The sequence below is a fragment of the Paenibacillus sp. EB106-06-01-XG199 genome (assembly GCF_058791575.1).
The window spans coordinates 166288-187851 of the sequence record NZ_JBYTDQ010000008.1 but is presented as its reverse complement, the minus strand read 5'-3'; the positions used below and the strand labels follow the sequence as shown (position 1 = coordinate 187851).

The 21564-nt window shown below is 49.6% G+C and carries 20 protein-coding genes; 2 read left to right on the top strand and 18 right to left on the bottom strand.

The window, feature by feature from the left end:
* Positions 1 to 143: 143 nt before the first annotated feature.
* The 6 genes from AC3WT9_RS25880 to AC3WT9_RS25855 all read right to left on the bottom strand — a co-directional run bounded on the left by AC3WT9_RS25880 (position 144) and on the right by AC3WT9_RS25855 (position 5155).
* Positions 144 to 581 (bottom strand): RrF2 family transcriptional regulator, encoded by a 438-nt coding sequence (locus AC3WT9_RS25880; protein WP_038586441.1) that lies wholly within the window; start codon positions 579 to 581, stop codon positions 144 to 146.
* Between the two features lie 153 nt (positions 582 to 734).
* Positions 735 to 1307, bottom strand: a complete 573-nt coding sequence (locus AC3WT9_RS25875; RefSeq protein ID WP_341090027.1) for a hypothetical protein — start codon at positions 1305 to 1307, stop codon at positions 735 to 737.
* 223 nt (positions 1308 to 1530) lie between these two features.
* Entirely contained in the window at positions 1531 to 2463 is a 933-nt protein-coding gene (locus AC3WT9_RS25870) for a manganese-dependent inorganic pyrophosphatase (RefSeq protein WP_341377419.1), read from the bottom strand.
* Between the two features lie 144 nt (positions 2464 to 2607).
* On the bottom strand, positions 2608 to 3723 hold the full coding sequence (locus AC3WT9_RS25865; RefSeq protein ID WP_341377417.1) for a slipin family protein: 1116 nt from the start codon (positions 3721 to 3723) through the stop codon (positions 2608 to 2610).
* 178 nt (positions 3724 to 3901) lie between these two features.
* Positions 3902 to 4024 carry a hypothetical protein gene (locus AC3WT9_RS25860; protein ID WP_341377415.1) on the bottom strand — a complete coding sequence of 41 codons (123 nt, stop codon included), beginning with the start codon at positions 4022 to 4024 and terminating at the stop codon, positions 3902 to 3904.
* Positions 4025 to 4348: 324 nt separating this feature from the next.
* Entirely contained in the window at positions 4349 to 5155 is an 807-nt protein-coding gene (locus AC3WT9_RS25855; protein ID WP_341090023.1) for an AAC(3) family N-acetyltransferase, read from the bottom strand.
* Positions 5156 to 5354: 199 nt separating this feature from the next.
* On the opposite strand from AC3WT9_RS25855, the gene AC3WT9_RS25850 reads away from it, so the two are divergent.
* A complete protein-coding gene (locus tag AC3WT9_RS25850) occupies positions 5355 to 6338 on the top strand; it encodes a ring-cleaving dioxygenase (RefSeq protein WP_341377414.1) in 984 nt (327 codons plus the stop codon).
* Positions 6339 to 6446: 108 nt separating this feature from the next.
* On the opposite strand, the gene AC3WT9_RS25845 is transcribed toward AC3WT9_RS25850, so the two are convergent.
* A complete protein-coding gene (locus AC3WT9_RS25845) occupies positions 6447 to 7160 on the bottom strand; it encodes a stalk domain-containing protein (RefSeq protein WP_341377413.1) in 714 nt (237 codons plus the stop codon).
* A gap of 99 nt (positions 7161 to 7259) precedes the next feature.
* Positions 7260 to 7943, bottom strand: coding sequence for a YjjG family noncanonical pyrimidine nucleotidase (locus tag AC3WT9_RS25840; RefSeq protein ID WP_341377412.1), 684 nt, complete (start codon positions 7941 to 7943; stop codon positions 7260 to 7262).
* Positions 7944 to 8039: 96 nt separating this feature from the next.
* On the opposite strand from AC3WT9_RS25840, the gene AC3WT9_RS25835 reads away from it, so the two are divergent.
* On the top strand, positions 8040 to 8999 hold the full coding sequence (locus tag AC3WT9_RS25835; RefSeq protein WP_341097558.1) for an MraY family glycosyltransferase: 960 nt from the start codon (positions 8040 to 8042) through the stop codon (positions 8997 to 8999).
* A 144-nt stretch (positions 9000 to 9143) separates the two neighbouring features.
* Here the strand turns inward: AC3WT9_RS25835 and AC3WT9_RS25830 are convergent, their stop codons facing one another.
* The 10 genes from AC3WT9_RS25830 to AC3WT9_RS25785 form a co-directional block, all read right to left on the bottom strand.
* A complete protein-coding gene (locus tag AC3WT9_RS25830) occupies positions 9144 to 10379 on the bottom strand; it encodes an MFS transporter (RefSeq protein ID WP_341377411.1) in 1236 nt (411 codons plus the stop codon).
* Positions 10380 to 10532: 153 nt separating this feature from the next.
* Positions 10533 to 11006, bottom strand: a complete 474-nt coding sequence (locus AC3WT9_RS25825; protein WP_341090018.1) for a MarR family transcriptional regulator — start codon at positions 11004 to 11006, stop codon at positions 10533 to 10535.
* A gap of 651 nt (positions 11007 to 11657) precedes the next feature.
* Positions 11658 to 12176, bottom strand: a complete 519-nt coding sequence (locus AC3WT9_RS25820) for a mismatch-specific DNA-glycosylase (RefSeq protein ID WP_341377409.1) — start codon at positions 12174 to 12176, stop codon at positions 11658 to 11660.
* A 31-nt stretch (positions 12177 to 12207) separates the two neighbouring features.
* The gene (locus AC3WT9_RS25815) at positions 12208 to 12774 is read right to left on the bottom strand and encodes an RNA 2'-phosphotransferase (protein WP_341377408.1); all 567 of its coding nucleotides are present in this window, start codon (positions 12772 to 12774) and stop codon (positions 12208 to 12210) included.
* 64 nt (positions 12775 to 12838) lie between these two features.
* Positions 12839 to 15454, bottom strand: coding sequence for a polynucleotide kinase-phosphatase (locus AC3WT9_RS25810; protein ID WP_341377407.1), 2616 nt, complete (start codon positions 15452 to 15454; stop codon positions 12839 to 12841).
* Positions 15451 to 16911: a 3' terminal RNA ribose 2'-O-methyltransferase Hen1 gene (locus AC3WT9_RS25805; RefSeq protein WP_341377406.1), complete on the bottom strand. Its 1461-nt coding sequence runs from the start codon at positions 16909 to 16911 to the stop codon at positions 15451 to 15453. Before AC3WT9_RS25805 ends, AC3WT9_RS25810 begins: the two co-directional genes overlap by 4 nt.
* Positions 16912 to 16926: 15 nt before the next feature.
* Positions 16927 to 17754 (bottom strand): nucleotidyltransferase domain-containing protein, encoded by an 828-nt coding sequence (locus AC3WT9_RS25800; RefSeq protein WP_341377405.1) that lies wholly within the window; start codon positions 17752 to 17754, stop codon positions 16927 to 16929.
* Between the two features lie 329 nt (positions 17755 to 18083).
* Complete coding sequence (locus tag AC3WT9_RS25795) at positions 18084 to 20174, bottom strand: DUF6449 domain-containing protein (protein WP_341090013.1); 2091 nt, start codon at positions 20172 to 20174, stop codon at positions 18084 to 18086.
* Positions 20128 to 21030 (bottom strand): ABC transporter ATP-binding protein, encoded by a 903-nt coding sequence (locus tag AC3WT9_RS25790; protein ID WP_341090012.1) that lies wholly within the window; start codon positions 21028 to 21030, stop codon positions 20128 to 20130. The genes AC3WT9_RS25795 and AC3WT9_RS25790 overlap by 47 nt, the downstream gene beginning before the upstream one ends.
* On the bottom strand, positions 21023 to 21409 hold the full coding sequence (locus tag AC3WT9_RS25785; protein WP_341090011.1) for a GntR family transcriptional regulator: 387 nt from the start codon (positions 21407 to 21409) through the stop codon (positions 21023 to 21025). Before AC3WT9_RS25785 ends, AC3WT9_RS25790 begins: the two co-directional genes overlap by 8 nt.
* Between the last annotated feature and the right edge of the window lie 155 nt (positions 21410 to 21564).

Sequence of the window (21564 nt, the reverse complement as noted above, 5' to 3'; positions counted from 1 at the left end):
CTCCTCTTCCTAATCCGGTTTATATTCTGTGTTTATTAACACACAGTTAAAAACAAAAAAATATACTCTCCCTGCGGCAACTCATCATGACGTGTTTAACTGTATTTTAATATGCACAGTATAATTCAAATAAATGAATCCTGTCAACAACCTGCTTTGCGCACCATATCGGCAAGCGTGTACTGCTCCAGCACGCCAAGCACACTGCGATCCATTTCCTCCAAAACATCTCCGCAGGCCGCCTTCATCTGCTCTCCGAAAGCATTGATGCACATCGTATCTTTTACCGCTTTATTGCGGGATTCCCCCACTTCCAGCGCCAGGTATATTTCCGCGAGCGTCAGCTCCTCCGGGGCACGGTTCAGCAAATATCCGCCATCCCTGCCTTCCCGGGTCACCAGGATATGCTCTCTGGTCAGCTTCGCCATCGTGCGTCTCAACAGCGTTGCCTCCGACGAGAGAAGCTCGGCGATCTCACAGCTTGAACAGGTGTCGCCCTTTTTCGCCAGGATCACAAGCGCCTGCAATACCAGTCCAAACGATTTATATTGAAGAGCTCCGCTGTTTCGTGTTTTTGTCATTATTCCCGCTCCTTTCGGTACATTCATGTAAGCTTAGTATAGAGCCCATCCCCAATTTTGGCAAAGAGAAAGCCCTGCCGGCATCGCAATACGATCTCGGGAGTGCTTGGCCGTTCGCGGAACTGCAAATTTCTTGATATCCGTATATTCCGTTTAGATTGTAGAGATTTGGATTTCAGAAACAACCGCCCATTCCTTGGAAGTAGTATCCTTCAGATACACCTGGATCTTATAATTTCCCTTTTCACTAAAGGTGCTGGAGAACTCAGCGGATTTGAACCAGAAGCTGTCCTTCTTGTCCTTGACCGGCGCGGCATCAATATTTTCTGTTTTGCCCTCCGGATCGCTGATGATTATTTTCAAATCGGATATCTCCGTCTTCAGGCTGTCCACCTGCACCAGAACCGAAAATTTATTGCTGACACCGCTTCTGACCTTTCCAAAGATCTTCCCCTGATCATCAAGCAACGCTATGTTAACATTCGGCTTATAGACACGGATAGCCTTGGCGGATTCGTCCCAGAACATAAGCGCCTGCAGCCCCCCAATCAGCTGCTGGGCCGGCAGATAGGTCTCTCCATCAACTGATAATCCTGCTTGTTTTTGCAGCACATTGTTCAAATAGACCGCTATATCCGGTTTGCCGGGCGCAGCATAAAGCATGGTTCCGCCTGAAATCATCGTTATACAAACGGCTGCCAAAACCTTCTTTTTTATCTTCCCCATTCTTGCTCCCCCTCTCTGTGACTATGCTGTTTATACCCTTCCGAGGGCAATTAGTTGCATAATATTAGAAAACAGTATAGCCGAACATTTGGTAGATCCAAACGGCGGCAGATGTGCATTGCCAAAAAAACCGGCTGCCCCCGTCCTGTTAAGGATGGCACAGCCGGTTTCTCTGAAATCATATGATTAGGAACAGGACAACGTCCAGTCTTCCATGCAATTGTTACAGCTTGGCAATCGTTTCAGTAAGCACTGGCACGATTTGCGATTTGCGGGAAACTACACCCTTCAGAATGGCTTTGTTATCATCCAGCTTTACATTATAAGCCTGCTCTACAGCACCTGCAACGCGGCCCAGAGCCAATCCTACGGAATCGTTGTTCAGGATATCTGTAACAACGAACAGAAACAGATCAAGTCCTTTGTCAGCAATGATCGTGTTCAGCGCAGCTTCCAGCTCTACCTGCTTGGAGAGTACATCGTTCACATCCACCGCATTTACCTGGGCAATTTCTACTTTGTATTCACCCATTTTGAATTCCTTGGCATCCAGGGAAATCAGCTGTGCAATGCTCTTGTCGCTGAGGTCTGCTCCAGCTTTAAGCATGGAAAGTCCGTAGCTGTCTGCATCCACACCGGCAATTTCAGCCAGCTCACGCGCTGCTGCCACATCTTCTCCGGTGCAGGTTGGCGATTTGAACAGCAAAGAATCGGAAATAATGGCGGACAACATCAGACCGGCGATTTCCTTCGGAATCGCTACTCCGTTTTCTTTGTACAGCTTGTTCAGGATTGTTGCTGTGCAGCCAACCGGCTCGGCACGGTAGTACAGCGGATGAGCCGTTTCAAAGTTGGCGATCCGGTGATGGTCGATAACCTCAACAACCCGCACCTGATCAATATCATTTGCGCTTTGCTGCCGTTCATTATGGTCAACCAGAATGACCTGTTTAACTTCGCCAGCCACATTCTCTACCAGACGCGGAGCTGCCACTCCAAATTGATCGAGCGCAAATTGCGTCTCGCCGCTTACTTCTCCCAGACGAACCGGCTCGGCATCCCAGCCCAGTTCTTTTTTCAGTGCCGCATAAGCAATTGCTGAACAAATCGTATCCGTATCCGGATTTTTGTGTCCAAAGATCAATGTTTTTTCCATTTCCAATCTCCTTACTTTGTTTTTTGTGAGAATAATATACCATACATTGATAGGGACTAGCCAGATTGTGCGGCAGAACTTAAGTTTGAGGCCACCATTTATCCGCCAGTCAGGGAAATAAAAATGCAGAATAAAAACGCCGTACTATTGCTTCCCGTCACCGTCATGGATCAGCAGCTGGCCGAGCCTTTCTGCCAGCGTACCTCCGCCGACCAAAGAAACATTGCCGATCCGCTCACTGATTTTCTCCAGAAACTCAAGCTCCTTCAGACGGTATAGCGTTTTGTTCTCGTCCATCAGCTTTGCCGTGTTCAGCAGACTGCGGGTGGAGGCTGTTTCTTCGCGCCGGGTGATCAGATTGGCCTGTGCCTTCTTCTCTGCCAGCAGCACGGTATTGAGAATATCCTTGATCTCTCCCGGTAGAATAATATCCTTCACTCCGGCGGAGTGGAACTGTACGCCATACCCTTCACTCTGCTCCTGCAGACGGGAGAGTACAAAAACCCCCACCTCCTGCTTCATCCGCAGCAGATCATCAAGCTTCAGGCTGCCGACGTATTCACGGAGCACCAGCTGCAGGCTGATATACATTTGTTCCTCCACCGATTTGATCGCCAGCGTCCGCTGCGGATTCACAATCGAATACTGGCAGACAAAGTTGAGCCTGAGGCTAACCTTATCCTCTGTCAGCATCTCCTGACCGGTCATATCCATTTGCTGCTGGCGCAGGTCAACGGTTTTTACCGCCACCTTCACCGGACCTCTCCAGAAATCATATTTGCCCGGAGGCAGCTCCCGCTGCAGCACATTATTGAAATAAAGAATGCCGATTTCATGTGCGGCTACCTCAAAGCTCTGAATCGCATATGGAAAACACGGCAGGATGGAGCGGTCAATCTCCGCCGGAATCTCCGGCTGGCGGCTATCGGCGCGGATGAACCGGTGCGTGCTGAGCTTCGTCCAGAAAGCATGCTGGCCAGGAGGAAGCAAGCTTCTGAACCTTTCGTCCTCATAATGCAGCACATATTCATAATCCGTTACATTCACAATCTCTAGGTCGCGCAGCAGCGCTACGTCCTGCATGAAAACTTTCAACGCTTTGCCGGGGACGCTGAACGGCTCGCTTAATTTCAACTTTTCGATTTTCTGATCCGTAAAGCCTGTCAACCAGTATGTACCGGGCTCTAAATATTTGTCGTAGCTGCCTTTCTTGAACAGTAGTCCGCGTTCATCGGCAGCAATCGTGATTTTATTTAACATTAGTTCCTCCCGAATCCGCCTTGATTCTCTGACTTGAGGCGGTTCATCTGATCGTCGACCCCGGCAAGGAGATTCTCCCGGCTGCGGCTGCGGAACCGGTCTTAAGGAGCGGGGAGAGGCAAGTTCTCGAAGGAAAGGTTCACGGCATAACATCTTGGCCCGCCTGCAGCCTGAAAAGTTATGCAATGCCTGACCCTCTATCCGTGCCCGTTCCCGGCTCCGGTATCCGCCGGCTGCATAGCAGCGCTTCCGGCGCCTGCCCGAAGGTCAGGCCGAGAATCTCCGGCAAAGGTCTACTCATGTGCAATGCTCAAATTTTACCAAAGTCGCTTAAAAGGCGATGGGGATTCGAACCCCGAAGGAGGATAAGTCCCGGATCTGCTCTGCAGTATACCCGGTCATACAATGGCGGGCACTGCGGGATCATCAGAAATCCCCGCTAAGCACGCAGATGGTAAATACCCAAATCTATTATAATTTGTAAGTACCTCATTAATAAAGCTAAATTCCTATAGGCTTGCGGGCATTCATCCAGAATCGTCTCCAGGGAACGGTGGTTGACGATGATCTCTTCCTCCGTGCCCACCTTCAGCGCCCCTTTACAGTGCACCAGCACCGGCAGTCATCAAGGTATCTGACGTTTGGTCTTCGGAAGCGCCTCTGGCACTGCTTCGCCGTTCAGCGGTTCGTTGTCCGAGAACAGATCGGGATTCACAGCCAGCATCCGGCTTAGGATTTCAGTGGTTTCTGCTGTGCCGCAGATCATTGCCACTGCATCCCCAAAGCTGCCCTTGCGTAAAGCACCGCCTTCTTGAAGCACCGGCTCCACCTTCCAAAAATGCTGCGACCAGGACAGTCCGCAATGTCTGCGGGAAGGCACGGCGATTTCTTCACCTTCGGGCGTAACCGTGTATAGCAGCTCGTGGTCATCGGTCATTCTGCCGGGAATATCCACCCATTCCTCGATGCCATGGATGAACGTATTCCGCCGTAAATCGACGCCAAGCAGCATAATGTCGGCTTTGCGGTCGAGCAGCTTACCATAGACTGAATCCCGTGAGCAAGGCGTATCCCGGCTTTCCTCTCCGGCAATGAACGCCTGCGCATCCTTGCCCAGGGCGGCCACGGAATGGGTCGGATGCCAGGAACGGATCACTCCCGGACGGCGGCGGAACAATTCCGGCAAAATCCCGACGCAGACAGGGGAGTTTAGTACATCAAATCGCGGATTAGTGGCATTAATATACGACCAGGTGTGTGTCGGCAGCACAAGCAGCCCGTCCTTCATATACTCACTGAGCACATCCAGTACCGTGTCCGCGCCTCCCTGCACCTCACCGATGCTTTTTAACGAAGAATGAACGAGGAGTGTCCCCGACGGGTTGATTTCAAGTGCCTTCAACTGTTCAAACAAGCCTGTTTTGGTGTGCATTTTGTTTCTCTCCTTCACGAAATTGTACGGATCATAAATCCTTTATTGCAAATTAGGTTATTAACTGATAAAATTATAGTTACTTAACAATATTCACAAAAGTTCAAATCTGTATACTCGCCGTTGTGTTCTATCCGATTTCCATATGAACCGAACGATTCCAATACATGCTTAGGTAACTAACAGGAGGTAATATACCATGAGTTTAACATTAAAAGGACTCCACCACGTATCCGCGATTACAAAGAACGCACCGGAAAATTTCAAATTTTATACCCAAGTGCTTGGTCTGCGCCTGATTAAAAAGACCGTAAACCAAGATGATATCTCCGTGTATCATTTGTTCTACGGGGATGAGCTGGGCAATCCGGGGACAGAATTGACTTTCTTCGAGCTTCCGAATGCTGGACGCAACCGGGACGGCAATAACAGCATCTCTGCCCTTTCACTGCGTGTGCCGGATGATAAGGCGCTTGATTATTGGAAACATCGCTTAACCGGGTTCAGCGTAGAGCATGATGAAATCACTGAGCGGGGCGGCCGCAAGACATTGGCCTTCCGTGATCCTGAGGGACAGCGTTTCAATCTGGTCTCGGACGAGAACAACCAGGGCGTGCCCGGCGGCAAACCTTGGGATAAGAGTCCTGTTCCGGTAGAGTATGCCATTGTCGGTCTGGGCCCCGCACACTTAACCGTCGAAACAGCAGAACACACCGCCTTGGTGCTGGAAGATCTGCTTGGCTTCCGCCGCAAAGGCAGCTATCCTTCGCCCGCGGCCGGGCAGCCGGACATCATTGTATACGAAACCGGAGAAGGCGGTTCCGGCACAGAGGTGCATCTGGAGGAACGCAATGACCTTTCCCAGGAACATCTCGGACGGGGCGGTGTTCATCATGTGGCCTTCCGCGTGGATAACGAAGAGGAATTAAAGCAATGGATCGAGCGTATCCGCACAGTACAGCTGCCCAATTCCGGGTTCGTTGACCGCTTCTACTTCCGCTCCCTCTACTTCCGCGAGCCTAACGGCATATTGTTCGAGCTGGCTACGGACGGTCCGGGCTTTGCCACGGACGAACCGCTTGAGCACCTGGGTGAATCACTTGCCCTGCCGCCGTTTCTGGAAGCGAAGCGCGCACAGATTGAAGCCCATCTGAAGCCGCTTGATACCCGCCAGCAGTCTTAATCCGGCTGTCTCTTAGTTCTAGATACTGAAGCATGCCTCTTATATTAAAAAGCCGCATTCTCTGTGAATGCGGCTTTGTTCATACTGCTGAATTCTGCAGCTGGATATTTAGATTTCCGACCAGGTAACGGTGAAAACGTTATAGCCGGGCTGTGCTGTCGAAGCTCGGCCCCAGATGGAGACCGGGCTGATTCCGCCCAGTTTGCCGGTAATCTTCACAGCTGTTGCAGTTACTGTCTCTGAGGCATTCTCCGACCGTTTAATCCGGGCATATTCACTATACACGAAACCCATCGTAGCCAAAGTCTCCTGGGTCATATAGGTAAAGGAGGCCTTCATGACTCCGCCCGAATCCGTATCCAAAGTTGGTGTAACCACGGCATCTGCCGGAATCGGGAAATCCTTCGGCAGATTAGCAGGCCGCTTCACACCTGCCGCCGGGGTGCTTGTACCGCTGCCGGAGTTTCCGGAACCCGCAGTACCTCCGGTGCTTCCAGAGCTTCCAGTGCTTCCTGACGCTGCTCCAGTTTCGGACCCGCTGCCAATTCTCACTTTGGCATTAACCGCATCATAGGCAACAGGCACATCCAGGGCATCTGAGATGGAGCGAATCGGCAAATATGTCGTCCCCTCATAGGTGATCGGAGCCAAGGTTTTGCCGTTGGCATCCTTCAGCCAGCAGGGAGTGCCATCTACGACAATACCGAGTCCATGGTTCAAGTAAGCCTTGATCTGCTGCAATTTACTTCCTGCGTATACGCCAGCAGAACCGGTTACGGCCATGCCGGCTACAATTGTGGCAATCAGCCATTTTTTATTCATAGCAATCCTCTCCCGTATATTGAATGATGTGGATTTGAATTCAGCGTCTTACTATAATTTAACACCGGGAGAGCATTTCAACCTGTTAAGCCTCCAACTTCAGGCGATAATTCTAAGAAGCTCGGACAGATCCCGGATTTCATATGTAGGCTTAATCCCCGCTTCATTGGCTTTCTCCAACGGATTGAACCAGCAGGTGTCGATCCCGTAATTCTTCCCGCCTTGAATATCCGATGTCAATGAATCGCCCACAATCAATACTTTGCTCTTATCCGTAATCCCAAGTTTGGCAAAAGCATAATCGAAAATCCCGGGCTCCGGCTTCTGCGAGCCTGCCTCCTCGGAAATAATAATCTGCTCAAACGTATTGCAGAGTGGCGAACCTTGAATTCTGGACAACTGCACATCTTTGATTCCATTCGTGATAATCGCAAGTCTACAGCCGGTAAGCCCGCCGCACAGTTCCACCGCCCCCTGAATCAAATAGGTCCCCTCACCCAAAAAGCGCAAGTAGACTTCGCTGAAGGCCTCCGGACTGTATTCGAGTTTGTGGCGCGAAAACAACCGGTTGAACCGTTCCACCCTGAGCGCCGCCGAGGTAATCCGCCCCTGCTCCAGATCCTTCCACAGCGCCTGATTGATTTCGCGGTAGCTGACCGCATATTCCTCCGCCCCCGTCGGCAGCCCGAAATGGGCGAACACATTTAGAAAAGCCTGTCCTTCCGCCATTCCATAGTCAAACAGCGTATCATCGGCATCGAATAAAATAACCTCGTATTTCATAATTCCCCTCCAGTTTTATGTTTCGTCGACAAACGTTCTGCTTCTGCGATATAATTTAGACAGACCTGCTTAAAAAAATCAACGGTGGTGATTGTCATTTTATACGTTTTATCGTTTCTGGTGTCATTTTTCATCGTCTATTGGCTGATTCCTCCGCTTAGCAAACTGGCTTTCCGGCTTGATTTTGTGGACAAGCCCCGTCAGGATGTCGAACGCAAAATACATAGGGAGCCCATCCCTCTGACAGCCAGCTATGCCATATTTATCGGATTTTTCATTACATATCTGCTGTTTGCCCGTGACTTCTCACTGGAGACACTAGCCCTGTTCATCGGCGGTGTGCTGCTGTTGACTATAGGCACCATTGATGACTGGTACAAAACCAAGGGTAAGGATTTCCCGGCACTGCCCAAGTTTATCGTACAGATTGCAGCGGCGATCCTTGTTTTTCTCTCGGGTAATGCCTTTACCGGGTTCATTAATCCGTTCTCCGGTGATTACATCTCCCTGCCGGTTATTCTGCAGTTCGTGCTGACGATCATCTGGATCTTCGGCGTAACTACTGTCATTAACTTCTCTGACGGCATGGACGGATTAGCCGGGGGACTCACGGCCATTTCGGCAGTCACCCTGTTTATTGTCGCTGTGACCAAAGGGCAATCTACTTCCGCAATCATGGCTATTGCTCTTGTCGGAGTTACACTTGCCTATCTGCGCTACAACAAGGCACCAGCCAAAATCTTCATGGGTGACGCAGGCGCCACGTTCCTCGGCTTCATTCTGGCTGTGATCGCGCTGGACGGCGCGTTCAAGCAGGCAACAGTGCTGTCTTTGTTCATCCCGATATTAGCGCTTGGCGTGCCGATTTTCGATAATATCTTTGTCGTCATCAAACGCTTCATCCAAGGCAAATCGATCTATCAGGCCGACGCCACCCAGGTGCATTACCGCCTGCTCAAGGCCGGTCTTAACCAGAAGCAGGTTGTTGCCGTGCTTTATCTGGTCAGCGTGTGCCTGTCGCTGTCCTCGATCATCCTGTTGCTGATCGAGACTTAACAGACTGCGTATACTCAAACTGCCGGACTTGTATGAGCGCAGAAATAAGAAAAACACTCTTAACATGCAGGGTGTTTCAGACTGTAGACCCATAGGGTTTCAGAACTTGTCCCTGAGTTCTGAAACCCTATTATAATTTGGTTTTTACATATTTACCTGCGTTCTCTTATATAAAACTGGTATTGCCGCTGCTATAAGGATCATACCCATAAAAGCGGGTGCGGCAGACCCAAGTGATACATAGATTTGACCTCCTATGACAGGCCCAATCATTCTTGCTAAAGCCTGAATAGATTGGCTCCCCCCTTGAATCCTTCCTTGTTCACTAGAATCGACAGACTTGGAGAGCATCCCATTAAATGAAGGCCCAAAGATCGAATCACCAAAACCAAATATAAACATGCCAGCGATAAAAAGAGGATAGAATGAGAACAAAGCAGATAGCGCAATAAGACTGTAGCCTATAATCTCTGAAACCATTCCAAGAACTGCTATCTGTTTATCACTAAGTTTTGTCAAAAGCTTTGGCATTATGAAACCTTGTGAAATGATGTCTTGAGCGCCCATAATTGAAAACACAAGTCCGATTAGTGCAGGCTTCCAACTGAAAGTATCCACTGTAAATTGGGATAAAACTGCCTGAAAAGATCCGTTAGGTATCCAAAGTAAGAACGCCGAGACAAGTAGCCTTTTTAAGTTTTTCGTGGAAAGCAGGCTTGCAAGCTGTGTAAATGGATTCAGTCTTACAAAGGTAATCTCCTTTAGTCTATTATTCCTGCCAAGGCTCTCAGGCATAAAAAAGAATCCATAAACAACATTCAATAAAGTTATTATTGCTCCAAAATACATGGGTACAGCATAACCAAACTTGGCAAGTAATCCGCCTAGAGTTGGGCCAATAACGGTGCCTACACCTACAACCGCACTCACCCATCCAAAGTATTTGGTTCTCTGCTCTGGAGGAATGATGTCTGCAAAATATGCGAAGATCGTGCTTACACTCCCGCCTGTTATACCTTCTATTATGCGCCCGGCAAATAGTACCCATAGAGCTCCACCTATGCCAAAAATGAAGTAACCGATCGCGGAACCCAAAAGGCATACTAAGAGCAATGGACGACGGCCGTATTTGTCGCTCAAAACCCCAAGTACGGGAGCCGCAAAAAACACGCAGAGGGCATAAACAGAGGTCAGCAGCGTAACAACTATAGCTTGTTCTCCCGGATTGCTTGTATAAGGCTGCACTAAGAATGGGACGACAGGCATTATGATACTGAAGCCTATTCCGCAAAGAAACACAGAGATAAGACCGAATATTAAAGCGTGTTTATCTACGGCTTGTTCTGTGTTCTGTTCATTGTGTGATCTAAATATGGACATTTAAATTCTCTCCTCAAAAACCGTTATTTCGTTTCCTTGTCAACAAAATAATATCTCCGTTTTGTTTCCTTGTCAACAAATTAAAGAGCAAAAAAGAGCAGCCCGTTCTCAATAGAACCCGGCTGCCTGTGGTTTCATTTTCATTATTCAAAGTTATTCCGGCTTAAAATCTATACCCAGTTTTTTTATTTCTGCATCCAAATGCCTACTATACTTTTCCACGAAGCTAAGCATACTGTCGAATTGCTCCTCGGTTACCTGCTCAAATACGGCTTTATCCCGCTCTTGAAACTCTTTGTGCAGGTCCTCATGGATTTTATAAATTACTTTCCCTTGCTCAGTAAGCCTAAAATAGATTTCTTTCTTGTTATCCTGCTTCTGGTAGCTTTCGATAAGGCCCTTTTTTATGAGCTTCTTAGTCATTTTACTTATGGCACCGCGGGTCATATAAAAGGACTCCGCAAGTTTAGTCACGTTGGAATCCACATTTTTTTCAATGTATTCGATGCAATGTACTTCAGAAGACTTATAACCTTTAAGACTGTCTTCCATCTTATCCTTATTGAGCCAAACCATCTTGTTATATACGTCCCTGAAGCCCATTATGACCTGTTCTTCTTTGTTCATGGCCTGTCCTCCCCCCGCTCAGTGCATTAACAATATAATATAGTATATTTTTGTTTCTATTTCAACATTGTCAAAATATAATTGATTAAATAACCAATACACGAATGGAGGGAATATAGTGTGATTTAAAACAGATTCACAATAAATTTGACAAAGCAAATAGGGTTTTGAAACAGAAATAATTCGTTTCAAACCCCTTTTTGTCTACAATTGAGACACCCATAACCTACAGGGTGTTTTTTTATTCACTGAGTCCCCCCCGTGGTGGCGGGCCAGTTGGTATTGGTAACTGCGACTGCTTTCCGGGTTGGTGCTGACTGCTGCAACTGGGGTTCAGCTTAGACTCCGGGCTCATAATTGTACTTCGTACAACTAAATAGGCAGAAATCAGCTCCCGTCACGGTTTAGTTGTACTTCCTGCAACTATAATCGCAAGTTTGTCAATTACGGGCAAATATTCTCTGTTATAAATGTACGGAATACAACTAACTCTCGCCATATGCCAAAAATCCCCATATTTAACTGTATAGAATGCAGTTATCCTAGAACTCCTACTTTTTGGGGTACATCTCCGCCTATCATCCTTCCTACGTCCACCCTCCGCTTCTCCATCCATCCTCAATCCCCGTGTCCTGTCAAACAAACTCTAAGTCAGTCATCCTTATGGGTGAAATCATATAGTCTCCGGTAAATAGCCACAATCTCCGGCATCAGCATCCGGACGAGTCCGCTCGACGACGGGGCGACGAACTCGCGCACGCCATCCACTACCGGTTCTATATGCTCCTGAAATCCCCAATCTGCTTTTGGTTTACGGCTGAATTCAGTGTAGACGCCCTTGCCTACAAAGCAGGCTACCTCCGGCCGGTAGAGCGTCAGCTTGGCACGAAGCAATTCCCGCCCCTCGGCATACTCCTCGCGGGTAATATCCTCGGCCCCGCGGGTCGGACGGGCTACAATATTGGTAAAGCCGTAGCCGAGCTTCAGCAGTTCACCGTCCTCCGAGGCATCATAAAGGCGCGGAGTCAGCCCTGACTTCTCAAGAATCCGCCAGAAATTATTGCGCGGATTCGCATAATGATGCCCCAGCTCGCCCGAGCGTAGACTTGGATTGAATCCAATGAAGACGATCTGCAATCCGTGATCCAGGTGATCCGGCACCTCTTCCATATCACATTCCTCCTGTTGTGGAGATTTGGTGCTACTGTTCTTCCGGGGCACTTAATGGCGTTATGCAGGCAGCCGGAACCGGCTCAGCCAGCCATACCTCATTTCCGGCATAATAGAAGGTTACAGCAGACTCTACAGCCTTAACCGTATCCACGGCGAGCAAAACAAGCTTGCCCCTGCGGCTTCCGGCCAGGGTAGCGAAATGGAGCCCCTCCGATAAATGCACGTATTGCCTGCCCATCGGCTGCAGCCCCTCTTTTACAATCGCCGGCAGCGCATTCTGGTGAGTGCCATGATAGAGCACGGACGGCGGTGTTCCCGGTTCATAGGCAACTTTGGTGTGGCTGTGTCCGTATCTTGCTTTAATCCGGTCCCCCTCAATGGCGAACCGCTGCTTTTCACTGTTCGTGACCGTTTGGCGGATATCTTCTTCTGTAATATGAGACCACTTTGGGATTGCATTTATCACTGCGAGCAGTTCCTCCAGCAGACAGGAACCGTCCTCAGGATCAAGAAATAGTCCATACTGCTGCGGCGTGTGCCGAAGCAGCTTGGTCATAAATTTGCTGAGCGAAACTTCAGCGGTATGGTTTAACATAAGTTGCACCTCTTAAAACCACTTTCGTAGAATTAATTTCGTATTTGGATTCCATCCCTATAGCTTACAACCGCGGATCCACCGGCTCAGATTCCAGTGCCAAAGCAGCAAGCACGCATTCATGAATCCGCTCCAGCGGCTCTTTGCGGATAAAACGTTCCACTGACTCGGCGCTAAGAGCACATTCCATCAGGGCGTGCCGCTCCTTCTTGCCGGTCTTGCGCAGTTTTAACCGTGTCAGATTGTCAGGCTGCAAATAATCGATGCCATATATGATGTGCAGGTATTTGCGTCCCCGGACTTTGATCGCAGGCTGAATCATCGAGCTACCATTTCGTGATATGAAAAGTTCCGGCTTGATCACGATCCCCTCATGACCATTCTCTGTCATCTCTTCCCACCAGGCGATAACCTCAGCTTCATCGTCTTCACTTGCGACAGTCCGGTATTCAGTCTCCATAAAGAGCTGAGAAACACCTGCAAGTTCGCGGTTTTTCTCCATATGCCAGAGATGGCTATGATCAAAAAAACTCTGGCCGCTATGCGCCAACGTATGAAAAGGAGCAATCCTGATTCCTTCCAGCCCGCTGACATCCCAGCAGTATTCCTGAAAAGCTTCACAGAACACGCGGGCATTCCGCAGCTTCTTGTCCATTTCCTGTACCCAGCCGGATACATCGCGCCCGTTACTCTCCGCTTCTCGCAGCTTCTCCGCAAGATGTCCGCGGTCCATTACGGCGGCTTCTGCGACATGCGCGTACTGGGAAGCGATCAATTCACGAGCCTTCAGGTTCCATGGGATAATTTCGGCATCCAGCAGCAGTAAATCCGTATCATGGCGGACAAAATAGTCCGCTTTCCGCAAATCGGCATTCAGTTTAGCCAGTACTTCGGACTCCGTTTCCTTGTCAAAGAATGCCCGGCCCGTCCGGGTATAAATCGTACCCAGTGTGCGACGTCCCACATAGGATACTGCCGCTTCCTTGTCACGAAACAGCATCAGGATAGCCCGGCTGCCCATGTGTTTTTTCTCGGCAACCATTGTTTCCACACCCTGTTTGCGATAATAGGCAAAGGCCTCACGCGGATGCTCCAGGTAAGATTCATCTGCGGATACTGCCGGAGCCGGACTCATGGTCGGAGGAATATAAACCAGATCCTCCAGCGGAATCGTAAAATGGGAGACGGTATCAATGGCTGCTTTGACGAATTCACCGCGTACAGAAAGTTCACCATAGGCAGCTGTCATAACGGAGTACCCTTCCACAAACTTCCGCAGGTTAGGCGGAGAGAAACGGCCGCGTTCCCAGCGGATCAGCGGGCTGTCCGGGTCCTGGGCGTAATCTCTGTGGGCCTTGACAGCAACAAACTGCTTTTCAGGATACCGGTAAGCCGTCAACGAGCCGCCAAAGACTGCGCCTTGGTCAATGTTGACCGTATTCTTAACCAGAGTAGGGTAAGGTCTCGGATCATGTCCCCAGACAATTAACTCCCCGGAATCATGCTGCACATACCATTCCTTGCGCACAGGAGCGCCCTTCCCCTCAATTCCGTCTGTATCACCGTAGCGGCAAAAATCCTTAATCCTTTTCGACTCCCTACCGATATACTCATCGCGAATTCCTGCATGGGCAACAACCACCTGCCGTATACCACCCCGTCCATACACCAGATGACTGGGGGCGGAGAGCAGGAACTGCTTCAGCTCTTCTCTAAGTTTACTAGCTGCAGCCTCACCCTCTGCCAGTGCATACTGCTCCAGCTCAGCGGCAAACTTCTCATCGCCATGGCTTAAGGTAACCTTGCGCCCCCCAAGATACCGGGCAATCTTCCAGCCATGGTTGCTGTCGACCATACGTGAGATTCCGGCTTCACTGTGCCGCTTCCAGAATCTCAGTGCATCCAGTGATTTGGGACCACGGCTCATTACATCGCCTACAGAGATTAGTTCTCTGCCTTCAGGATGGCGGTACAATCCGCACTCATCAGCGACATAGCCCAGTTGATCAAGCAGTTCCAACAACTCATCGTAACAGCCGTGAATGTCGCCGATCACATCAATCCCTGCACCAATTTCAATCAGCAATTCATTCTGCTTGCGGACAAACTGCACACTTTCCGTTTCTTTCAACACATATTTGAAATCAAAGCCTTCATCGCGCAGCCCTCTTAGCGAACGCTTGAATTGGCTAAATTGCGCCTTGACCCGCTGCCTGCCGCGAGGCATTTCACGTCCCTTATCCCGTTCAAGCAGGATCTGTTCCGGCAGATCGAGCACCCAGGCCGTACAGGGCAGATCATAATCTGCTGCCATCTCTATATATTTTTTACGGTATTCGGGCAGCAAATGTGTGGCATCTACCACCGTCAGCTTCCCCATCCGGCAGCGCATAGATATCATTGTGTTCATCGCTTCAAAGGCCAGTTTCGACAGCAGTTGGTAATCGCCATACAGAATATCCGCTTCTTCACGGGGATGGCCCTTCCAATCTATAAAATCGATATCACCCACTAATGAGCGATAATCGTCGGAAGAGACGATCTCTGTCTGCAACAATATACCTTCTTGTACCAATCTGCGGAGCAGAGTCGTTTTGCCACTGCCGGAAGGCCCCACCAGTACGACGATGCCTCCATGAGGAAACGGAATGACCCGCTGCCCTTCCTGTCTCTCTATCATTGTGATGTTACCTCCTTCGTAAATATGGCCATCTGCGTCGGGCAACCGAAACCTTCCATGCATTCGCCTATCCCCTTCAGCTCCGCAGAGTAACCAAAGGCTGTCGTCCAGCGGGAACACCAGGCGGAAAATGCTTCTCTCCCCCATTCAAAACGGTGGTCGCCATGACGCATCTCCTCCCGCTCCATCTCGTAGACCTCGTTGTATTCCTTATTCGGGGTAGTTATAATCAGTGTCTTTGGACCATATTCGGCGAAAACAGTCTCCATCACCCGCGCAAGCCGGTGCTCATCGATATGCTCAATTACCTCACAAAGAATCATTACATCCTTATTCCGCAGTGACTCGTCGAAATAGAACAGGGATCCGGTTACCGGTTTAGGCACGATAGTTTCTTGCCTGCCTTCCAGCTTGGCAAACCGGTCCATGGCTCTCAACTGAGCTGCGGCTGAGGGCTCAACTGCTTTAATATCACGGACACCAGGCACGTTGGCGAGTATGGCAGATAGCTTGCCTTCCCCCGAGCCAAAGTCAACAATACTGGCTTTAGCTTGCAAAGCTTCAACGGTAGCGGCAATAGCTGCGTAACGCAAATCATTCAACCGGACTTTAGGCTCTTCTGGAGCCTCGGATTCGAAGGATTGATCAGGTAAAGCATTTGGCGCATCCATTGAACCTTTACCAGCAGCTTCCTTTGCATTTTCATCAACAGAAGCTCCACCGGAATTCTGAGTGCGGCCCTCAAACGCCTCGAACTGTTTAATTACCCCTGCGAAACGAAGCGTCCGTTTCAGAATCAGCGCTCGCTGAGGATGATCCTGAAGCCAGCCTTCGCCGTAACGCCTGATTTTATCAACCTCATCCTCACTGATATAGTAATGCTTGTAATCATCCAATGCGGGAATGAGCACAAAAAGCTGCTGCAAGGCAGTCTGGAGTGTCTGAAATCCTTTTAGTTTAATATAACGGACAGAACTGTGGTTCTTGAGGTCAAAGGAATACTCCGCCTCTCCCCGCTCCAGCACCACTTCATAACCAAGCGCAGTGAACAACTCTTCAAGTGTATGGTCAGGCAAATTGGAGGCTACAGGTCCAAAGGAAAGCTGGAGTGCAAGGCGTTGGCCTACCCAGGGCAGATACGCTTCTTTCGGTTTGCCGTTTAATGCAGTACCCAGTGCGGGACGGATATAGGTGCAGAACAGACTGCTGGTTACAAATTCACGGTCATTGATATATTGCGTGATGTCGTTGTGTGCGGAGGAAGAACCCTTCACCAGCTCAATTGGGTCGGGTGTTACATAAATGACCGCCTCCGTCTCTTCTTCGGAAGAGACTGTGAACACAATACGCACTCTGGCCTCTTTTTCAATCCGGTCATACAGATTATTCGGGTTTTTGGCTAGCAGATGAGAGAGCATTCCTGCTCCTGTCCCTGTCGCCTTGATGATTAAATGCATAAGGTTGATCTCTCCTTAGGATTCGCTTTGATTTCCCCCGCCTGAAGTCCAGCGGCTGTCTTCTCCCCATACTTCCAGCAGCGCGGCCCGGAACAGTTCATCCAGAGCAGCATCCGCTACACCGCCCATGCTTCGAAATTGCGAAGCCGCAAGCTCGAAATGCGCGATCTGCCGCTCCAGATAAACGTTAATGACTTCCAGACGCGGCTCCAGGTCAAGCTCCTCGCCGGACATTTTACGGTGTAGAAGCTCCAGTACAGCCTCTCTAAGCTCGGTTCCTTCAGGAATCAGATCCAGGGCCAGCACATTGAAATCCAGTGGCGGTACCTCCTGGTATTTCTCGATCCAGGCACACGCGAGCAGCGGACGGAGAACGTAGAAATATTTCTTAATCTTGACCTCGCTGCCTTGCAGATAGGTACGGTAATTCCCCCGGGCCATGTTCAGATAATGATAGATACAGGATTTGGGCGAGAAGCTGAGCGGTGATAGCTTGCGGATATTGTCCGCCACCGTGTAATTTTGCTCATACCGGATGGGGGATTGCAGCCATTCCAGCAGCGGCGGATTGGATTTGCGGAAGAGAGTCAATCCTTTCTTCAGATCCCAGCCGTTAATATCGAGCAACTCGCTGATCGGCCGTTCAATCACATCCCGCTGCTCAAAAATCGAGAGATACGCCTCGGGGCGGCGCAAATACAGAAAGCGGACATCATAATCACTGTCCTTGGACGGAAACCCCCAAGCGCGGCTGCCCGACTCACAGGCATACAGAATGCGTACATTCTCCTCCGCCTCAATGCCACGCAGCTGGCGGAGGATCGATTGATGAATTTCAGACATGCTTCATTCTCCTTTCGGACTTTGCCGAAATACAAAAAAGCCATGGACTCCATTCGTCCATGGCCTGGCACCATCATATAGCAGAACCACAGTTAGAGTATCCCCGGCAACCGCCTTACAGGCTGCTGACCGGAAATAACTAAACGCTGCTAAAGCTGAACAGTAACCCAAGGCGGACAGATGAATGGAAGATAGATAATAGCATAATGCGAGTGTAGATTATTCCCTTGTTCAATCATCTGTCCAGACCTCCTGCCGTTCTTGTATTTTCCAAAAGCATAATCCACTCATCCAGTTTCTGTCAACCCGCTGAAGCTAAAACCAGAATCTTAAGGAAGCAGTGATTTTATAGCGGGCGTAAGGTCTTGTTTCCTCAGCGATATATAAGTTACTTCTCCGTACTTATACTTCATCTTCACTACATATTCACCGGTTCTTCCGCTATAATAGCGCTCTTTTCCCAGAATATCGCCGATAATCTTCTTATCCTTGGTGACCGCCGCAAGACCTTCGCTGCGCGCCAGATCAAAATGCCGCTGGACAGTATTCCTGCTTGCCGCGCCAAGCTTGTCAGTATACACATCATTCCTGCTTGCCGCGTCAAGCTTGTCAGTATACACATCCTTTATAATTTCGGCGGATTCCACATCCCGTGCCTGGGTACGAATTTTATCCGCGTATCCCTTTTCGGCCAGCCAGCCTTCAAGCTCGTGATAGGAGGTTTTCCACTCATAGCGATAATAGAGCTGGTACCCCACTTCATCCGGCTTGCCTATTGCTTGAATAGAAGCCTTTGAAATCCTATTGTCCATCTGATCTTCATAGGACATGTTCAATATCTCCCGTTTCAGAATTTCCTTGAATTCTTTAACCTCTTGGGGATCGGAGATCGAAATCGCTTTATTTTTGTTTTTGTTGCTGATTCTCAGACTATCCACATTATCGTTCAGCCGGGAGAGCATATATTCATTGCGCTTGAACTCCTTGTTCTCCATGATCGCCTTCAGCTCCGGTTCGAAGCCGGCTGATGGTATCCAGTAAGACCGCAGCATCTGCCGCCCATTCTTCAACTGGTAAGCAATGCTGAACTGCCTGCTGCCGATAGAACTGCCCATAGAGCGTTCCTCCTCTCCAGGACGCACAGTGACAAGTGCCTGATGCAGCTTGCGCACAGCCTCAATATAGCTTTTGTCTTCATTGAAGACTTCCTTCTCTTCATAGGGACGGTTCTGAACTCCCATCGGGCCTTGCTCTGGTTCGGTTAACGTCCAGAAATTGCTTCCGGTATACACTGCTGTGACCTTGTCCGCTGCCGGCACCCTGCTCTCATAGCCGGTAATTCCAGTGACCGGAACATAGAGCAGGAGTCCCAGCAGTATGGCATAGGCAGCGAACTCGGCGAATACCCTGCGGGTCATGATCTGCCACGTCTTGCGAATAATCATTTCAGCTACAATATAGCCAATGAGTGCTCCGGCAATACAGCCGCCAATAAGCCAGCCTGTCTGCTGCGGCTTCACATTGCCGAAATAAGACACGGAAACCAGCATGGCACAGAACATTACCCCGGCTTTGAACAATGGATTGAAATAGGTAAAAGCAATTGCCTGCCCAGCCTTTTCGCTATGCCGTTTGCGGTAAAGCACAAAAGACAGCATAATTACTAAGAGAGTGATCACGAAATATATCCATTTCTCTCCTGTACTGAATTGATCGTATTCATTTTCGAGTTTCACAATCTGCAGAACCGGCGACCAATTGACCATTCTATACTCCTCATTATAACCGCCTGAATACCCGTACAAATACCTATTAAGATGCATGCTGGTCAGCATTAACAGCGCGGACGGAAGAACAAGCAGGATATAAACAACAACCCCCTGGAGAACAGTTTGGCCTGTACATATTCCGACGAAGGCAGTGAAAACGAACAGGAACAAGGTGAGGATGGTAACCGTCAGGCACCACTCCCAGACGTCTGCTCCTTGGTAAATGTACATATTGCCGTCCAGCGGTGCCACGATTGCGGCAACTGCGGCAGTCAGCCAGACCGGAAGAAGCAGAAGAATCAGGCCGCTACATGTATGGGCAGCAAGTAAATGCTCCCGGCGCAGCGGCAGGCTGTGCCACAGATCCGATGAAGGCTTGGCCTGCAGAAAGCGGAAGAGGAATAGGCCTGCTACCACTGGAAGCGTAGCGATAAAGACCACTTGCATATCACCACCGATACGGAACAAACCCTCGACTTTCTCAGGCTCCGCATTCGGATTGCCGTTCAAGAACATCTGGACTGGAAGAAAGAACATGAGACCTAGCATGTAGATAATCCCAATCCAGCCATGCTGGCGCAAGTTTTGGCGGATCACACTGCTGTTAAAGAAGAATCGGCTGCGCGTCATAACCGGCATCCCCCATTTCATATATAAAGATTTCCTCAAGTGTCAGCGGCAATAGGTCGAGTACATACGGATCGTACACCCGAAAAGCCTGCCCGATCCGCTCGCGGTCCCCTTTTACAATATAGAGATTAACGCTGCCACGCTGTTCCTGATGAAGAATCTGCAGCTTGGCTGTCAGTACCGATGCATGCCGTTCATCCCGGAACGCCACCTGCACTTTATGCGTGTCCGCTTTGAGATCGTCCAGATCCTTCTCCACCAGCATTTTGCCGCCGTGCATAATGCCGACATGATCGCATAAATCCTCAATTTCCCGCAGGTTATGTGAGGAAATGATGACGGTCATCCCCCGTTCGGCCACCTCCTGGAACAGCAGATTCTTGATCTGCCGCCGCATGACCGGGTCAAGCCCGTCAATCGGCTCATCCATGATAAGCACATCCGGCGAGCAGCTTAGGGCGAGCCAGAAGGAAGCCTGGCGCTGCATTCCCTTGGAGAACCGGCTGAGCTTGCGGCCTGTATCGAGCCGGAACATTTTCCCAAGCTCCTGAAAGTGCGCCTCATTCCACCCCGGATAAATAGAGCGGTAAAAGGCAGCCATGCTCTTGATCGATGCCTGCGGGAAGAAATAAGGGCTGTCCGGCATGAAAATGATCCTTTGCTTCACCCCGGGGTTTTCAAAGACCGGCTTCCCTTCAAACTTAACCGTACCCTCTTCCGGCCGGTAAATACCGGCGAGCGTCTTCAGCAGTGTTGTTTTACCCGCACCGTTCGATCCGAGCAGTCCGTAAATGGCTCCTTTATGTACAGTCAGCGAAATGCCGTCAACCGCTTTTTCTCCCTGAAAAATTTTGCTGACGCCGCGAATTTCAATCATGTTTCTCCCCCTCTCTCTGATCCAGCACCTGGCGGTACAGCGCACCTATCTCGCTTTCGGTAAATCCAAGGTAGACGGCTGACGCCATCAGGCGCAGCAGCTCATTCCGCACTTCCGCCCTTTTGCTCTCGTTCAGTCCCTGTTGAAGCGGAGCCACGAAACTCCCCTTGCCCTGCAAAGAATAGATGTAGCCTTCCCGCTCCAGCTCCCGGTAGGCTTTCTGAATCGTATTCGGATTTACGGTGAGCTGCGAGGATAAGATCCTCACCGAGGGAAGCTGTTCATCTGCCCGCAAAATACCATGCATAATCATTTCTTTGATCTTGCCGGTCAGCTGCTCGTAAATCGGCTTGCGGCTGCGGACATCCAATTCGAACATGACAGTTCTCCTTTCTGATGTTGTATCACAAACTGTGTCTAGGTGTATTAACTGTACTACTATTATTAGTACAGTTAGATATACATGTCAACCTCAAAACAAAAAATTAGGCCAACCAGAAATTACCGGCTGACCTAATCTTATAAAACCCCAAG

What these genes read in the sequence shown, in the direction of transcription:
- AC3WT9_RS25880 (WP_038586441.1), bottom strand. Translation starts at nt 581, where the DNA reads ATGACAAAAACACGAAACAGCGGAGCTCTTCAATATAAATCGTTTGGA.
- AC3WT9_RS25875 (WP_341090027.1), bottom strand. Translation starts at nt 1,307, where the DNA reads ATGGGGAAGATAAAAAAGAAGGTTTTGGCAGCCGTTTGTATAACGATG.
- AC3WT9_RS25870 (WP_341377419.1), bottom strand. Translation starts at nt 2,463, where the DNA reads ATGGAAAAAACATTGATCTTTGGACACAAAAATCCGGATACGGATACG.
- AC3WT9_RS25865 (WP_341377417.1), bottom strand. Translation starts at nt 3,723, where the DNA reads ATGTTAAATAAAATCACGATTGCTGCCGATGAACGCGGACTACTGTTC.
- AC3WT9_RS25860 (WP_341377415.1), bottom strand. Translation starts at nt 4,024, where the DNA reads ATGAGTAGACCTTTGCCGGAGATTCTCGGCCTGACCTTCGGGCAGGCG.
- AC3WT9_RS25855 (WP_341090023.1), bottom strand. Translation starts at nt 5,155, where the DNA reads ATGCACACCAAAACAGGCTTGTTTGAACAGTTGAAGGCACTTGAAATC.
- AC3WT9_RS25850 (WP_341377414.1), top strand. Translation starts at nt 5,355, where the DNA reads ATGAGTTTAACATTAAAAGGACTCCACCACGTATCCGCGATTACAAAG.
- AC3WT9_RS25845 (WP_341377413.1), bottom strand. Translation starts at nt 7,160, where the DNA reads ATGAATAAAAAATGGCTGATTGCCACAATTGTAGCCGGCATGGCCGTA.
- AC3WT9_RS25840 (WP_341377412.1), bottom strand. Translation starts at nt 7,943, where the DNA reads ATGAAATACGAGGTTATTTTATTCGATGCCGATGATACGCTGTTTGAC.
- AC3WT9_RS25830 (WP_341377411.1), bottom strand. Translation starts at nt 10,379, where the DNA reads ATGTCCATATTTAGATCACACAATGAACAGAACACAGAACAAGCCGTA.
- AC3WT9_RS25825 (WP_341090018.1), bottom strand. Translation starts at nt 11,006, where the DNA reads ATGAACAAAGAAGAACAGGTCATAATGGGCTTCAGGGACGTATATAAC.
- AC3WT9_RS25820 (WP_341377409.1), bottom strand. Translation starts at nt 12,176, where the DNA reads ATGGAAGAGGTGCCGGATCACCTGGATCACGGATTGCAGATCGTCTTC.
- AC3WT9_RS25815 (WP_341377408.1), bottom strand. Translation starts at nt 12,774, where the DNA reads ATGTTAAACCATACCGCTGAAGTTTCGCTCAGCAAATTTATGACCAAG.
- AC3WT9_RS25810 (WP_341377407.1), bottom strand. Translation starts at nt 15,454, where the DNA reads ATGATAGAGAGACAGGAAGGGCAGCGGGTCATTCCGTTTCCTCATGGA.
- AC3WT9_RS25805 (WP_341377406.1), bottom strand. Translation starts at nt 16,911, where the DNA reads ATGCATTTAATCATCAAGGCGACAGGGACAGGAGCAGGAATGCTCTCT.
- AC3WT9_RS25800 (WP_341377405.1), bottom strand. Translation starts at nt 17,754, where the DNA reads ATGTCTGAAATTCATCAATCGATCCTCCGCCAGCTGCGTGGCATTGAG.
- AC3WT9_RS25795 (WP_341090013.1), bottom strand. Translation starts at nt 20,174, where the DNA reads ATGAAATGGGGGATGCCGGTTATGACGCGCAGCCGATTCTTCTTTAAC.
- AC3WT9_RS25790 (WP_341090012.1), bottom strand. Translation starts at nt 21,030, where the DNA reads ATGATTGAAATTCGCGGCGTCAGCAAAATTTTTCAGGGAGAAAAAGCG.
- AC3WT9_RS25785 (WP_341090011.1), bottom strand. Translation starts at nt 21,409, where the DNA reads ATGTTCGAATTGGATGTCCGCAGCCGCAAGCCGATTTACGAGCAGCTG.